The following is a 13,556-nucleotide window of genomic DNA, read 5'->3' as shown; positions in this document are numbered from 1 at the left end:
CGCGAAGGCCGGGCTGGAACGACCAGCCCGGCCTTCGTGGTTCCGACCTAGCGCACCAGCTCGACGCCGGCCGACTCCAGTTCGTCGAGGGCGTCCTCGGAGCCGTCCGCGTGGACACCGCGCGTGAGTCCCGCCATCACGGTGACGGAGTAGCCCGCCTGCAGGGCGTCGAGGGCGGTCGCCCGCACGCAGTAGTCGGTCGCGAGGCCTGCGATCACGACGTCGTCGACCTCGTGGTCCCGGAGCCAGTCGTCGAGGGTCATGGGATCCTCGTCGTTGTCCACGGCTTCGCCTCCGAGCTTCTGCTCTCCCGTCGGTACCTCGTCATCGGGTGCCTTGACGCCCTCGAAGCCGGAGTAGGCCGCCTCGAACTGGCCCTTGCGGAAGATGGCGTCGATGCTCTCGGTATCGAGGTCGCGGTGGAAGTCGGCGCCCCTGGTGTCTGCGACGCAGTGGACGGGCCAGGAGTCGACGAAGTCGGGCTCGTCGGAGAAGTGGCTTCCCGGATCGATGTGCCAGTCCTGCGTGGCGACGATGTAGTCGTAGGAGCCGGCCTGCTCGTCGATGTGGTCGCTGATGTCCGCTGCGACCTGGGCACCGCCCTCGACGGCCAGGGCCCCGCCCTCGCAGAAATCGTTCTGCACGTCCACGATGATCAGTGCGCGCGTCATTGTGCTGGCTCCTCGTACTCGGTGGGAATGACTGGTTCGCCCCGCTGCAGGCGCCGCACTGCCCCCGGCAGTTCGGCAAGGGACTCCTGGTGGCGTTGCGCGGCGCGGAGCACACCCTCGGCACCGGTCCAGCCCGGCAGGACGACGCCGTCCCGGACGAACTGCTGGATGAGCGGGCGGTCGTTGCCGTCGTCGGCCGGAGTGAGGCCGATGCCGACGACCTCGGCCTGCGCGACCCCGTTCTCGTCGAGACGCCGCAGGGCGTGCTTGAGGCCGCCTACCGAGGCCTTGTTCTTGGCGGCCTTGGCAACCGAGACGAAGGTCCCGTCGTCGTCCTGGCGGCTCACCAGCTTGTAGACCATGCCTGCGGTCGGTGCACCTGATCCTGTGACGAGCGAGGTGCCGACGCCATAGGAGTCGACGGGAGCCGAAGCGAGGAGGCCGATGGCGAACTCGTCGAGGTCGGACGTCACCACGATCTTCGTGCTGTGGTTGCCGAGGTCGTCGAGGAGTTCGCGTACCCAGCGCGCCTGGCCGACGAGATCACCGGAATCGAGGCGTACCGCGCCGAGCTCGGGTCCCGCCACCTCCACGGCCGTGCGGACGCCCTGTTCGACGTCGTACGTGTCCACGAGGAGCGACGTTCCGCGACCGAGCGAGGCGACCTGCGCCTCGAAGGCGGCGCGTTCGGAGTCGTGCAGGAGCGTGAAGGAGTGGGCGGCCGTGCCGACGGTCGGCAGGCCGTACCGCCGACCCGCTTCGAGGTTCGACGTGCTGGCGAAGCCTCCGATGATCGCCGCGCGCGCTGCGGCGACCGCGGCCTCCTCGTGCGTGCGGCGCGAGCCCATCTCGATGCAGGGCCGACCCGCCGCTGCGCCGGTCATGCGGGACGCGGCGGAGGCGATGGCGCTGTCGTGGTTGAGGACGGACAGAATGAGCGTTTCCAGGATGCACGCCTCGGCGAACGTCGACTCCACCGTCAGGATGGGTGAGTTCGGGAAGTAGGCCTCGCCCTCCGCGTACCCTGAGATCGAGCCGGTGAAGCGGAAGTCGGCGAGCCACGCGAGAGTCGTGTCGTCGACGATCCGGTGGTCGCTGAGGAACGCGAGCTGGGCGTCCTCGAAGCGGAAGGTGGCAAGCGCCTCGAGCAGGCGTCCCGTACCCGCAACGATCCCGTAGCGGCGGCCCGCGGGCAGTCGGCGAGCGAACGCCTCGAACACCGAGCGACGATGGGCGGCGCCCGAGTGCAGCGAGGCCTGGAGCATCGTCAACTCGTACTGGTCGGTGAACAGCGCGCTGTTCGGAACGTTGATGACGGGAGCCGCCGACGAGGCGGCAGGCGGGTCTGTGGTGGGGGCATTGGTCACCCCCAAAACGATAGCGGGGCGTCCGCTGTAGGAGTACCCGGCCTCCGGGCAGGAGGGTTGAACCCTAGAATGGCAGGTATGACAGTAGGCTTTGCGACCGGCACCGATACCCGGGAAGAGGTGCGGACAGAGGAGAAGACCGACCTCGACCAGCCCTGGGTCGTGGTGGTCTGGAACGATCCCGTGAACCTGATGAGCTACGTGAGCTACGTGTTCCAGACCTATTTCGGCTACAGCGAGGCCAAGGCTCGCACGCTGATGCTGGAGGTCCACGAGCAGGGCCGCTCGGCCGTCGTGTCGGGCAGCCGCGAGAAGGTGGAGCAGGACACCGTCGCTCTCCACTCGTACGGCCTGTGGGCCACCTTCGAAAAAGCCGGAAGCGAGTAGTCCCCGTGGCGAAACCGTTCAGATCGACGCGCCGCGGCATCACGGGTGCGCTGGAGCCAGGCGAGGCGCGCCTCCTCGGTGCCCTGCTCGACGACGTCATCTCGATGCTCGAGCCCGACACGGCGCCCAGCGAGGATCCGCTGGCCGCCCTCGTCGGAATGTCCGGGCTCGATGCAGAGGCGACCGCCCCCGATGACTCCGCCGTGCGGCGCCTGCTGCCCGACGCCGTACGCGGCGACGACGACGAGGCGCTCGCCTTCCGCCGCCTGACCGAGCGATCGCTGCGGGAGCAGAAGATCGGGGCCCTGCGAGGCACCGCCCTGCTGATCGAATCCAGTCCCATGACGCTCAACGACGAGCAGGCGAGGTTGTTCGCCCAGGCTCTCAACGACGTCCGCCTCGTCCTCGCCGACCGGCTGAGCATCGAGACGGAGGAGGACGCCGAGCACCTGCACGACATCGCGGATTCGAAGGATGTCGACGACGTCGAGTCCTATCTCGCGCTCGTCTACAACTTCGTCACGTGGCTCCAGGAATCACTCGTCCAGGCCATGCTGAAGGCCACCCGCCTGGACCGCTGATTCCTGCAGCAGCGCACCGCTCGCCCGGAATCATCGGGTCCCTGTGACATAACCCACGGATCGGCGAATAGTTTTCATCGGCGGCACGTCATATTCTCAGAGGATTATGAGCCCAGAGCCAGCGAATAGGGAGCGCAGCGAAGCGCCCATCGGCATCTTCGACTCCGGCGTCGGGGGACTGACGGTGGCGCGCGCGGTGATCGACCAGTTGCCGCATGAGTCCATCATGTACGTGGGTGACACCGCCAACGGACCGTACGGGCCCCTTCCCATCGCCGAGGTGCGTGCGCACGCCCTGGATGTGATGGACGAACTGGTCGACTCCGGCGTCAAGCTCCTGGTGATCGCCTGCAACTCGGCGTCGGCGGCAGTCCTTCGGGACGCGAGGGAACGCTACACCGCCCGGTACGGCATACCCGTCATCGAGGTCATCCAGCCGGCCGTCCGCCGTGCCGTGGCCTCGACCCGCTCGGGCCGTATCGGCGTCATCGGGACCTCCGCGACGGTGGGGTCACGGGCGTACGACGACACCTTCGCCGCAGCACCGCACCTGGACGTCACGTCGGTCGCGTGCCCTGCCTTCGTCGAGTTCGTCGAGGCGGGTATCACCGGCGGTGCGGCCCTGCTGAGGACGGCGGAGGAATACCTGGCTCCGCTGAAGGCCGCGGACGTCGATACCCTCGTGCTGGGCTGCACGCACTATCCCCTGTTGACCGGGGTCATCTCCTATGTCATGGGCGACGCCGTCACGCTCGTCTCCAGTGCCGAGGAGACGGCGAAGGACGTGTACCGTGCTCTCGTGTCGCACGAGCTCGAGCGGGACAACGCCTCCCGGGCCGAGCACCGTTTCATCGCCACCGGGGATGCCGCCAGCTTCGAAGTGCTCGCGCGCCGATTCCTCGGCCCCGAAGTGGTGAGCGTGCAGCATGTGGACCACGTCGCCGCGCAGTACCCCACGGGCAGCCTGGCGCGCATCACGCCGGAGATGATCGCCGCCGCCGGGTTCCCGCCCGCATGAAACTCACCATCGTCGGGTGCAGTGGATCGTTCCCCGGGCCGCAGTCCCCGGCGTCCTGCTACCTGTTGAGCGCGGAGTGGGAGGGACGCACCTGGCGGATCCTGCTCGATCTCGGCAACGGGTCCCTCGGGGCGCTGCAGCGCTACATGGACCTGCGCGAGATCGATGCGGTGTTCCTGTCGCACCTCCACCCGGACCACTGCATGGACCTCTGCGGACTGCACGTCGCCGTGCACTGGGACCCCTCCGGCTGGGGATTGCCCCGCATCCCCGTGTGGGGACCGGCCGCGACGGCGGACCGGATGGCGAGCGCCTATGGGCTCGAACTCGACCCGGGCATGCACGAGGACTTCGATTTCCGGTCGTGGAGCGAACGTGGCCCGGTATCGGTGGGTCCGTTCACGATCACGCCCTACCGGGTGCTGCACCCCATCGAGGAGGCGTACGCACTGCGGGTCGAGGTGGCAGAGGCCGACGCCGAGGGAGTCGTGCGGCAGCATGTCCTGACCTACTCCGGCGACACCGACGCATGTGACGGCCTCGTCGATGCAGCCCGCGACGCCGACATCTTCCTCTGCGAGGCCGCTTTCCACGAGGGCCGTGATGACGCCATCACTGGCGTTCACCTGACCGGCAAGCGCGCCGGCGACGTCGCGACCCGCGCTTCGGCCAAGCGCCTCCTGTTGACGCACCTTCCTGTGTGGAACGATGCGAACCTCGCCGTCAGCGAGGCCCGCCAGAGCTATGACGGGCACCTCGCGGTCGCCGTCGCGGGTGTGTCCTACACGGTGTGAGCGGTTCACGGGCAAGGGCTTCGGGACCGGGCTCACACGATTGCCAGCCATCTCCCAAGTGCTCCCGTCTAGACTGGAAATCATGACCTCCGCGAATTCCACGCCCGTGCCTCCTGCCAGTACCGACACTCCTGTGCTGCGGGCGGACGGCCGGACGCCGGACCAGTTGCGCAACATCAGCATCACCCGCGGGTGGTCGAAGCAGGCCGAGGGGTCCGCCCTGATCGAATTCGGCAACACCCGCGTACTGTGCACCGCCTCCCTCACGACTGGCGTGCCTCGCTGGCTGAAGGGTGAGGGCAAGGGGTGGGTGACCGCCGAGTACGCGATGCTTCCCCGCGCCACCAACACGCGCTCCGACCGCGAGTCGGTCAAGGGCAAGATCGGCGGCAGGACGCACGAGATCTCGCGCCTCATCGGTCGCTCACTGCGCTCCATCATCGACACCAAGGCGCTCGGCGAGAACACCATCGTCCTGGACTGCGACGTCCTCCAGGCCGACGGCGGCACCCGCACGGCAGCCATCACGGGCGCCTACGTGGCGCTCGCGGACGCGATCCGCTACGCGAAGGACAAGAAGCTGATCGCCGCTTCTGCCTCCCCCCTGACGGACACCGTGGCCGCCATCAGTGTCGGGATCATCGACGGTGTCCCCATGCTCGACCTCCCGTACGTCGAGGACGTCCGCGCGGAGACCGACATGAACGTCGTCGTCACCGGTTCAGGGAAGTTCGTCGAGGTGCAGGGCACGGCGGAGGGCGCCCCCTTCGACCGCGCCGAGCTCGACGCCCTGCTGGATCTCGCACTGCTGGGTACCGCACAGCTCGCACAGATCCAGATCGATACGCTCCGGGACTCCCAGGGTGCCTGACGCGCCTGCACCCCGACTGGTCCTGGCAACCCGCAACGCCGGCAAGCTACGGGAGCTGCGTGAGCTGCTGCGCGGGCAGGTGCCGGGGCTCGATGTCGACACGCAGGTGGTCGACGCCGCTACCGCCGGGGCTCCCGACGTCGTCGAGACCGGCACCACCTTCGAGGAGAATGCGTTGCTGAAGGCCGAGCAGACAGCCCGCGCCACCGGCATGATCGCTGTCGCCGACGACTCCGGCCTCGCCGTCGACGTCCTCGGGGGCGCGCCGGGCATCTTCTCCGCCCGATGGGCGGGCAGGCACGGGGATGACGCCGCCAACCTCGAGCTGCTGCTCGCACAGCTGTCCGATATCCCTGCGGAGCGCAGGGGTGCGGCCTTCGTCTGCGCGGCGGCCCTCGCGCTGCCCGTGGGCGGCGGGATCGGAAGCCGCACCGAGCGCGGTGAGCTGAGGGGTACGCTGCTCGCGGCGCCCAGGGGCGCAGGAGGGTTCGGCTACGACCCCCTCCTCGTTCCGACCGGCCTCGATCGCAGCTGCGCTGAACTGTCGTCGGAGGAGAAGAACGCCATCAGCCACCGGGGCATCGCGTTCAGGGCGCTGTTGCCGCACCTCGTCGACGCACTGACCTGATCACCTGACCAGCATCAAGACCCTGCATAGACCACCAGAGACCCAGCACCACCCACCGGGCGCCCATCGGGACGCACCATGAGAGGGACGGATACCACCGTGAGCATCATCCAGGCAGTCGAAGCAGTCCAGGTCGCAACGGCGACCACGACGTCGGACGGCTCCGCCCTCGGAAGTGTCACGGACTGGGCGGTCAACCTGATGGAGACCATCGGTGCTCCCGGTGCAGGGCTCGCCATCGCGCTCGAGAACCTTTTTCCGCCGCTTCCGAGCGAGGTGATCCTGCCGCTTGCCGGGTTCACGGCCAGCCGCGGCAATTTCTCGCTGTTCGAGGCGATCCTCTGGACGACACTCGGATCGGTGGTCGGAGCCTACGCCCTGTATGCTCTCGGCGCCTGGCTCGGTCGAGACCGGATGCGTCGGCTCGTCTCCAAGGTCCCGCTCATCGACCTCGAGGACGTCGACAGGGTGGAGGCCTGGTTCAACCGGCACGGGTACCGTGCCGTCTTCTTCGGGAGGATGATTCCTCTTTTCCGGAGTCTCGTGTCCATCCCGGCGGGGATCGAGCGTATGCCGGTCGGTAAGTTCCTGTTGCTCACCACCGCGGGCAGCCTTATCTGGAACGTGATTTTCGTGCTGGCCGGGTTCTACCTCGGCGAGAACTGGCACATCGTCGAGCAGTACGCGAATACATTTCAGAAGATCGTGATCGTCGCCGTCGTCCTGTTCGCCATCTACTTCGTGGTCTCCAAGGTGCGCAAGCACCGCGCGAAGAAGCGGGTGCAGTGACCGGAGGAGCCTTGCTCACGGAGCAGCCCTCGGCGTGTCGCGACGGCTTGGCTACTCGTTGAACGGCACCGCGCTGGTGAAGGCCCGATAGGGCGAAATGCAGCTGCAGCAGAACGTGCTGCTCATGCGCGAGGACTTCGTACAGCCGGCGTGGACGGTCCAGGTGCGGGGAGCTCCGGCAGCGCTGGCAGTCCTCACTCCTGGCGCGAAGGACCGACGCCCGGAGCCGTGACGGTCATTCCTGCGGCAACCCCTGCCGCCTGCGCGGACCGCGGCGGTCCCGCAGGCTCGCGGGCCAGCATGCGGGACAGATCCAGCGATGCGTCGAACAACCGGGCATCGATCCCCAAGGAGCGGGCCGTCGCGATGTTCGCGGGAGCGTCATCGACGAAGGTGACGAGGCCGGGTTCCACCGACAGCGCGGTCAGTACGTGTTCGAAGATGGCGGCCGAGGGTTTGACCAGCCCGAGGGACGAACTGAAGAAGCGGTGTTCGAAGAGTCGCGCCCACGCGGCGTCGCCGAGTTGCGAGACCATCGCTGCCGGCATGTTCGACAGCAGGGCCAGGTGCTCGCCCTGTGCATCGAGGTCCTCGAGCACGTCCAGGGTGTCGAGGTTCGGGTGCGACCATTGGTTGCCGTCGAGGACGTCGAGCCATGCGGCCCTGGCGGGGCCTGTGCGCTCACCGCACACGAGCGACCAGTACTCGTCGGACGTCAGCGCACCGGCGTCGTAGGCGTAGCGGTGCTGCCAGTAGGGCGAGGTGGACTCCTGCAGCGATGGCACCCCGGTCGCCTCGGCGAGCACCTCCCAGTCCTCGCGCGTCGGAGGAGTCGAGATCACATTGCCGTAGTCGAAGAGGTACCACCGGCGGGAGCTGTTCGTGCGGGCCATGGTTCAGGGTAGAACCACTACCCCTGGGACGCGCCGAGCGGACGATGAACGTTGCATGAACGGCGCACGGGGACCGCGGCGGTAAACTCGACTCGTGGGAATTGCGTTCACGGCCATCGACTTCGAGACTGCGAACGGCTTCCGTGGCTCCCCGTGCGCCGTCGGACTGACGAAGGTCAGGGACGGGCGGATCGTGGACGAGGCCTCCTGGCTGATGCGGCCCCCCGTTGGGCACGACCAATTCGATTCGCGCAACATCGCGATCCACGGAATCACCTCGCGTATGGTCGAGGACGCCCCGCGCTTCGGAGAGCTCTTCCCGGAAATCGGCGGGTTCATCGCATCCGACGTGCTGGTGGCGCACAATGCCGCCTTCGACCTCGGGGTCATCCGCTCCGCGCTCGAGGTATCGGCGCTGGCCGGCCCGGCCTGGGACTACGCCTGCACAGTGGTGCTGTCGCGCAAGAGCTATTCGCTCCCCTCCTACTCCCTGCCGTTCGTGGCCGAGGCGGCTGGTGTCCCACTGGTGAACCACCACGACGCCGTCGAGGACGCCCGGGCGTGCGCAGGCATCATGATCGATATCGCGCGGCGGTACGACGCTCTGTCGGTGGAGGACGTGCTCGGATGCCACAACCTCGCGCTCTCCCGCGCCGAGCCCTACGCGCCGGGCCTCGACGAGCTCTCGAAGGCCACCCGCACGGTGCTGCAGCGGGGGTCGTCCCCTACGGGCTGGTCGGGCTGGCCGGAGGAGGGGGAGAACCCCCACGCCAATGCGCAGGCTGATCCGCGGCACCCGCTCTACGGGCAGACCGTCGTCTTCACCGGGAATCTCGGCATTCCGCGTCCCCAGGCGAAGGAGCGCGCGGCCCGCCTCGGTGCCCAGCCTGCAAGCTCGGTCACGCGCCGCACGACGGTCCTGGTCGTCGGCGACGGGTTCGTCGCATCGGACCTGCGCACCGGGCGCGTCACCGGCAAGGCCCGTCGGGTCCTGGAGCTGCACGAACGCGGCCAGGAGATCGAGGTGCTGTCGGAAGCCGAGTTCCTGCAGATGACGGGCGGGCGCTGGCCCGAGGACAGCCAGTAGTCCGCAGGTCCGCCGTCCCCGTCAGAATCGGAGCTCGATGCCTGTGAGTTCGGCCGAGAGGTCGATGAGCCTCGACGCGGTGTTGGCCTCGCGGGCGCGTGGCTCCGCCCGCACGAGTACTGGTCTTCCCTTGAGCTGAAACCAGCCGTCGGGCCCGCAGTAGGCCCCGTTCGGGACGGTGGGATCGACGGCCGCGCGAACGAGGGGCCAGGCGCCCTCGTCCTTGCCCTGCGCGACGGTCTTCATGACACGCTGCCGCCACCGGGGTGCGTCCCGATGGGCAGCGACGCCCTGCCGGACGGGCGTGAACATGCCTAGTGCGAGACCGGGGTGGGCCACGACGCTCGTAGCGGCGCTACCGGTCAGCTCGAGGCGGCGGGCAAGCTCGAACCCGAACGCCATGACGGCGAGCTTCGATGTGGCGTACGCGGTCGTGTTGCGGTAGGTCGCCGGTTGCAGGGACGACGACGTCAGTTGCGCCCAACGACGGCTGATGCTTCCGAGGTGGACGATCCTGGTACCTGCGGCGGACAGCTTCGGCAGGAGCAGGGCGAGAAGGGCGTAGTGCCCCAGATGGTTCGTCCCGAACAGGAGCTCGTAGCCCTCCGCGGTGGTTTTTCGCTCGGGCGATCTCACCACTCCTGCGTTGGCCAGCAGGCCGGTCAGGGGCGGTCCTTCGGCGATGGTCGTCGCTGCAGCCCTGACCGAGGCCAGATCTGCCAGGTCGAGGGGCTGGAAGGTGATGTCGGCGTCAGGAACCCTGGTCCTGATGGCGCGGATCGCCGAGGTCGCCTTCTCCTCGCTGCGTGACGCCATGACCACGACAGCGCCTGCTCCGGCTAGTTGCTCGCAGGCGAAATAGCCGAGGCCGGCATTGCCTCCCGTGACCAGGACGCGGTGGCCGGTGAGCGGCGGAAGGGCGACGGGACTCCACATGCCCTCAAGACTAGGGACCTCCGAGCAATCGCCGCGAGTCCCCGTCAGGAGCCGGTGGTCGCCCTCAGCAATGTGCGTGTGAGCGAGCGCACCACGTCAGCGAGTCCAGGCGCGGTGAGGTACACGGGAGGAAGGGCCCCTGTGCCGTGGAGGGCACCGATGATGCCACCTGCCAGGGACGCCGCGACGACGGGTGACGCATCGGGCCGGCCTGCGGAAGCAGCGTGCGCCACGGCGGCCTCCAGCTGTCCACGCGGCGATGCCGGCGCACCGGCGCCCTCGCGCGCGGCCTGGAGGGCAGCCGCGAAGGTCCCCGCCGCCGTCGTACCGCCGGCGGGGTTTCCCGAACCAGCGATCGCAGGCGAATCGGTGGCCGGTTCTCCGGCCGAGAGGCGTCCGGCGGGGTCGCGAGGCGCCTCCCTGGCCAGGTGGATCTCGCCGACGCGCTCCTCGCTGATCGCCTCCTCGAGGGTGAGGCCATCGATCGCCAGCGCGCGGATGACGGCGCTGTACAGGGCGGCCGTGCTCCGCGCTTCCGGTGAGCCGTGCGTCAGCGCGGCGCCCTCGATCGTGAGGCGTTCGACCATGCTGGCCGGGATGCGCGGAACCAGCCCGAAAGGAGCCGATCGCATCAGTGCACCCGGACCGTGCGCCGTGGGATTGAGGGGACGGGCCTGAGTGCCCATCTCGCCGGTCAGGAGCGCGCGCACCGTGTCGGCGTCGGCGTCGTGCACGGGAAGGAGGTCATCCTGCCGATCCAGCCACCGGGCGGGCGGCGCGGGCGCGTTGGACGGCAGGTGCTCGCCCTGGCGACCGAGCCAGCGGAGGTAGGCCAGCCACAGGCAGGCGGTCTCATCCGCCGCGACGCCGTCGTTCGCCCATTCGAGTGCCTCGATCAGCGCGTCGACGGTGTACAGGGTGAGTTGCGTCGCGTCGGAGACAGCCGACGCTGCCGGATCGCCGAGTGCGATCGTCGGATCGTCTCCCGCGGCGTACAGAACCCCATAGGCATCACCGGCCATCGTGCCGAGGAGGCAACCGAGGACGCGGTCCTCATAGGTGATCGGGCCCGACCCCGTCGTCGTACCGCCGGAGGGTTCGTGCGCGCTGTGGTCGGGAGTGCTGTCGTTCATCACGTCCCCCAGTCTAGGGACAGGGCACCGGCCCTGAGGCGTGCGCCTCCCAGCCGCCACGCAGACTAGGATGGAAGGCTTGTCGGCGGCCCGGTGCACCACCGGGCGGTCTCTGCAGGAACGACTGAAGGAACATGCATCCCATGAATCACACCTCGACGACGGCAGGAGCGTCAGCCGATGCAGGCCTCGCCACGGCCGGACACGACGACGCGTTGCGCACCCCCGGCCTCACAGCAAGGTCCATCGCCGAGGGGGCCGGCTCGTTCCTCGTCATCCTCGTCGGTCTGGGAGCGACGATGCTGGCCACGGAGACGGCGCTGCAGCCCACCCTGGTCTTCGGCTTCGCCGTCATCGCGGCCATGATCGCCTTCGGTCACGTCTCGGGTGGTCACTTCAATCCCGCCATCACCCTTGCGTCTGCCGTGGCCGGCAGGATGGACTGGAAGGCTGTAGTCCCCTACATCGTCGCGCAGGTCCTGGGCGCCGTCGCGGCATCAGGACTGATCTGGCTGGTGCTCAGCGCCAACCCGCAGCTCACGGGCATCCGCGAGTTCTTCAGCTCGGCCTCGAACGGCTATGCGGAGCACTCGCCGGTCCAGTTCCCCCTGACGAGCGCCTTCCTGCTGGAGGTCGTCGCCACGGCACTGTTGGTGGCCGTGTTCCTCGGTGCGACCTCGAAGCGCGCCCGGCGCGACCTCGCGCCGTTCGCAGTCGGCCTGACCTTCGCCGGTCTGCTCTCCTTCCTCCTCCCCGTCACCAACGGTGGAATCAATCCTGTGCGGGCGACGGCCTCGGCCATCTTCGCCGAGACCTGGGCGCTCGAGCAGCTGTGGCTCTTCTGGGTCGCTCCGATCATCGGCGGCCTGATTGCAGGGCTGGTCTTCCGGAGCGTCGACTCGTGGGGCGCGCCCCGCCCGGAGCGCCTCGAGGCTGCAGACTCCGAGGCACCCGCATCCGCCGTCGCCGTTCAGCTGGGGGTTCATGCCGACGAGCAGTCGCTCGCCACCGGTTCCGCGGCCGGTTCCTCAGCCGGTACTTCAGCCGATGCGTCAGCCGGCGATGCGCAATCCTTCTTCGCATCGACGGCCTCGGACGGGCGCGACCTTTCCTCCGGCGACGGCGACGGCGACGCCGGATCCGGCACGTCAGGGCGGATGCGCTGACCCTGATCGAGGGTCCGTCGCGCGCTGATCCATCGAATGTCGGCGTGCGGCGGTAGCGTGAAAATCATGAGGATCCTCCACACATCCGACTGGCACCTGGGCCGGTCGTTCCACGGCACCAGGATGATCGACGCGCAGCGGATCTTCATCGACAACCTCGAGAAGACGGTGCGTGAGGAGGCCGTCGACGTCGTCCTCGTGGCCGGTGACGTCTACGATCGCGCGTTGCCCCCCGTCGACGTCGTCGCACTCTTCGACGAAGCCCTGGAGCGCCTGACGCTTGCCGGCGCACACGTGGTCGTCAGCAGTGGCAATCACGACTCCGCGACACGGCTCGGTTTCGGCGGAAGGATCCTGGCCCGGGGCGGAGTCCACCTGCGGACGCGGGTCGAGGACATCGCAACCGCCGTGGTCTTTCCACTCGGTGCAGATGCGGAACTGGCCGTGTACGGCATCCCTTACCTCGAGCCCCGGGTCGTCGCGGAGACGCTGCAGGCGGATTCGAGCTCGCACACCGCAGTGACGCGCGCCGCCGTCGGCCGCATCCGGGCTGACATCGGCCGCAGGAGCGGCAGCCGCCGCGTCGTGTCGATCGTCATGGCACACACCTTCGCGGCCGGTGGCGCCGGTTCCGACAGCGAGCGGGACCTCGCGATCGGCGGGCTCGGGGCGGTACCGCTGTCCCTGTTCGACGAGTTCGACTACAGCGCACTGGGCCACCTGCACGGGAAGCAGAAGCTGTCGGAGACCGTGCGCTACTCGGGCTCGCCCCTCGCGTACTCCTTCTCCGAGGCCACCCACAGGAAAGGCGCCTGGCTCCTGGAGGTGTCACCGCAGGGCGTGGAGGAGATCCGGACAGTGGACTGGCCGGCTCCACGTGATCTCGCCGTCCTCAACGGTGCGCTCGAGGACCTGCTGGGCCGGGATGACCTGGAATGGGCGGAGTCCGCCTATTGCCATGTCACCCTCACGGATCCGGAGCGGCCCGCTCGGGCGATGGAGCGGCTCAGGGCACGCTTCCCCGATACGCTCGTGCTTGCGTTCGCGCCCGAGGGCGGCGAACGCACGGACAACCGCACCTACAGCCAGCGCATCGCCGCAGCACGGGACGACGCGGAGATCTGCTGCGGGTTCCTCGAGCACGTCCGGGGGCGCAAGGCGTCGCCGGAGGAACAGGCACTGGTCGAATCCACGGTGGACGCCGCCCTGAGCCTGGCCCACGAGCGCTAGGACGC

Annotated in this window: 15 protein-coding genes; 10 read left to right on the top strand and 5 right to left on the bottom strand. The window is 68.6% G+C overall.

The window, feature by feature from the left end:
* Positions 1-47: 47 nt before the first annotated feature.
* Positions 48-671 (bottom strand): isochorismatase family protein, encoded by a 624-nt coding sequence (locus tag CXQ96_RS10800; protein WP_104118046.1) that lies wholly within the window; start codon positions 669-671, stop codon positions 48-50.
* Positions 668-1,984 (bottom strand): nicotinate phosphoribosyltransferase, encoded by a 1,317-nt coding sequence (locus CXQ96_RS10795; protein ID WP_104118136.1) that lies wholly within the window; start codon positions 1,982-1,984, stop codon positions 668-670. The genes CXQ96_RS10800 and CXQ96_RS10795 overlap by 4 nt, the downstream gene beginning before the upstream one ends.
* A 132-nt stretch (positions 1,985-2,116) precedes the next feature.
* Here CXQ96_RS10795 and clpS point away from each other — a divergent pair, with 132 nt between their 5' ends.
* The 7 genes from clpS (at position 2,117) to CXQ96_RS10760 (ending at position 7,106) form a co-directional block, all read left to right on the top strand.
* Positions 2,117-2,425, top strand: a complete 309-nt coding sequence (gene clpS / locus CXQ96_RS10790; RefSeq protein ID WP_104118137.1) for an ATP-dependent Clp protease adapter ClpS — start codon at positions 2,117-2,119, stop codon at positions 2,423-2,425.
* A 5-nt stretch (positions 2,426-2,430) separates the two neighbouring features.
* Complete coding sequence (locus tag CXQ96_RS10785) at positions 2,431-3,006, top strand: DUF2017 domain-containing protein (protein ID WP_104118045.1); 576 nt, start codon at positions 2,431-2,433, stop codon at positions 3,004-3,006.
* A 106-nt stretch (positions 3,007-3,112) separates the two neighbouring features.
* Complete coding sequence (gene murI, locus CXQ96_RS10780) at positions 3,113-4,024, top strand: glutamate racemase (RefSeq protein ID WP_104118044.1); 912 nt, start codon at positions 3,113-3,115, stop codon at positions 4,022-4,024.
* Entirely contained in the window at positions 4,021-4,818 is a 798-nt protein-coding gene (locus tag CXQ96_RS10775; RefSeq protein WP_104118043.1) for an MBL fold metallo-hydrolase, read from the top strand. Before murI ends, CXQ96_RS10775 begins: the two co-directional genes overlap by 4 nt.
* A gap of 82 nt (positions 4,819-4,900) precedes the next feature.
* Entirely contained in the window at positions 4,901-5,689 is a 789-nt protein-coding gene (rph, locus tag CXQ96_RS10770) for a ribonuclease PH (RefSeq protein ID WP_104118042.1), read from the top strand.
* Entirely contained in the window at positions 5,682-6,317 is a 636-nt protein-coding gene (rdgB, locus tag CXQ96_RS10765) for an RdgB/HAM1 family non-canonical purine NTP pyrophosphatase (protein WP_258059038.1), read from the top strand. The genes rph and rdgB overlap by 8 nt, the downstream gene beginning before the upstream one ends.
* Positions 6,318-6,425: 108 nt before the next feature.
* Positions 6,426-7,106 (top strand): DedA family protein, encoded by a 681-nt coding sequence (locus tag CXQ96_RS10760; RefSeq protein WP_258059059.1) that lies wholly within the window; start codon positions 6,426-6,428, stop codon positions 7,104-7,106.
* A gap of 194 nt (positions 7,107-7,300) precedes the next feature.
* Here CXQ96_RS10760 and CXQ96_RS10755 read toward each other — a convergent pair whose 3' ends face one another.
* Positions 7,301-7,999, bottom strand: coding sequence for an HAD family phosphatase (locus CXQ96_RS10755; RefSeq protein WP_104118039.1), 699 nt, complete (start codon positions 7,997-7,999; stop codon positions 7,301-7,303).
* Between the two features lie 94 nt (positions 8,000-8,093).
* Between CXQ96_RS10755 and CXQ96_RS10750 the strand changes: the two genes are divergently transcribed.
* Positions 8,094-9,086, top strand: coding sequence for an exonuclease domain-containing protein (locus CXQ96_RS10750; RefSeq protein ID WP_104118038.1), 993 nt, complete (start codon positions 8,094-8,096; stop codon positions 9,084-9,086).
* A gap of 21 nt (positions 9,087-9,107) precedes the next feature.
* Here the strand turns inward: CXQ96_RS10750 and CXQ96_RS10745 are convergent, their stop codons facing one another.
* Entirely contained in the window at positions 9,108-10,022 is a 915-nt protein-coding gene (locus CXQ96_RS10745; protein ID WP_104118037.1) for an SDR family NAD(P)-dependent oxidoreductase, read from the bottom strand.
* Between the two features lie 44 nt (positions 10,023-10,066).
* Positions 10,067-11,155, bottom strand: a complete 1,089-nt coding sequence (locus tag CXQ96_RS10740; RefSeq protein WP_104118036.1) for an ADP-ribosylglycohydrolase family protein — start codon at positions 11,153-11,155, stop codon at positions 10,067-10,069.
* Between the two features lie 143 nt (positions 11,156-11,298).
* On the opposite strand from CXQ96_RS10740, the gene CXQ96_RS10735 reads away from it, so the two are divergent.
* Together CXQ96_RS10735 and CXQ96_RS10730 are read left to right on the top strand one after the other, a co-directional pair.
* Positions 11,299-12,321, top strand: a complete 1,023-nt coding sequence (locus CXQ96_RS10735) for an aquaporin (protein ID WP_181036430.1) — start codon at positions 11,299-11,301, stop codon at positions 12,319-12,321.
* 66 nt (positions 12,322-12,387) lie between these two features.
* A complete protein-coding gene (locus CXQ96_RS10730) occupies positions 12,388-13,551 on the top strand; it encodes an exonuclease SbcCD subunit D (RefSeq protein ID WP_104118034.1) in 1,164 nt (387 codons plus the stop codon).
* The last annotated feature ends 5 nt before the right edge of the window (positions 13,552-13,556 follow it).

It is taken from the genome of Arthrobacter sp. B1805 (assembly GCF_002929745.1).
GTDB lineage: Bacteria > Actinomycetota > Actinomycetes > Actinomycetales > Micrococcaceae > Arthrobacter_D.
Note: the sequence above shows the minus strand (reverse complement) of the source record. Positions and strands in the feature narration are given on the sequence as shown.

Bases quoted from the DNA above. Each gene is read 5' to 3' on its own strand.
- murI (WP_104118044.1), top strand. From the start codon at position 3,113: ATGAGCCCAGAGCCAGCGAATAGGGAGCGCAGCGAAGCGCCCATCGGC.
- CXQ96_RS10740 (WP_104118036.1), bottom strand. From the start codon at position 11,155: ATGAACGACAGCACTCCCGACCACAGCGCGCACGAACCCTCCGGCGGT.
- clpS (WP_104118137.1), top strand. From the start codon at position 2,117: ATGACAGTAGGCTTTGCGACCGGCACCGATACCCGGGAAGAGGTGCGG.
- CXQ96_RS10800 (WP_104118046.1), bottom strand. From the start codon at position 671: ATGACGCGCGCACTGATCATCGTGGACGTGCAGAACGATTTCTGCGAG.
- rph (WP_104118042.1), top strand. From the start codon at position 4,901: ATGACCTCCGCGAATTCCACGCCCGTGCCTCCTGCCAGTACCGACACT.
- CXQ96_RS10730 (WP_104118034.1), top strand. From the start codon at position 12,388: ATGAGGATCCTCCACACATCCGACTGGCACCTGGGCCGGTCGTTCCAC.
- CXQ96_RS10755 (WP_104118039.1), bottom strand. From the start codon at position 7,999: ATGGCCCGCACGAACAGCTCCCGCCGGTGGTACCTCTTCGACTACGGC.
- CXQ96_RS10775 (WP_104118043.1), top strand. From the start codon at position 4,021: ATGAAACTCACCATCGTCGGGTGCAGTGGATCGTTCCCCGGGCCGCAG.
- CXQ96_RS10745 (WP_104118037.1), bottom strand. From the start codon at position 10,022: ATGTGGAGTCCCGTCGCCCTTCCGCCGCTCACCGGCCACCGCGTCCTG.
- CXQ96_RS10735 (WP_181036430.1), top strand. From the start codon at position 11,299: ATGAATCACACCTCGACGACGGCAGGAGCGTCAGCCGATGCAGGCCTC.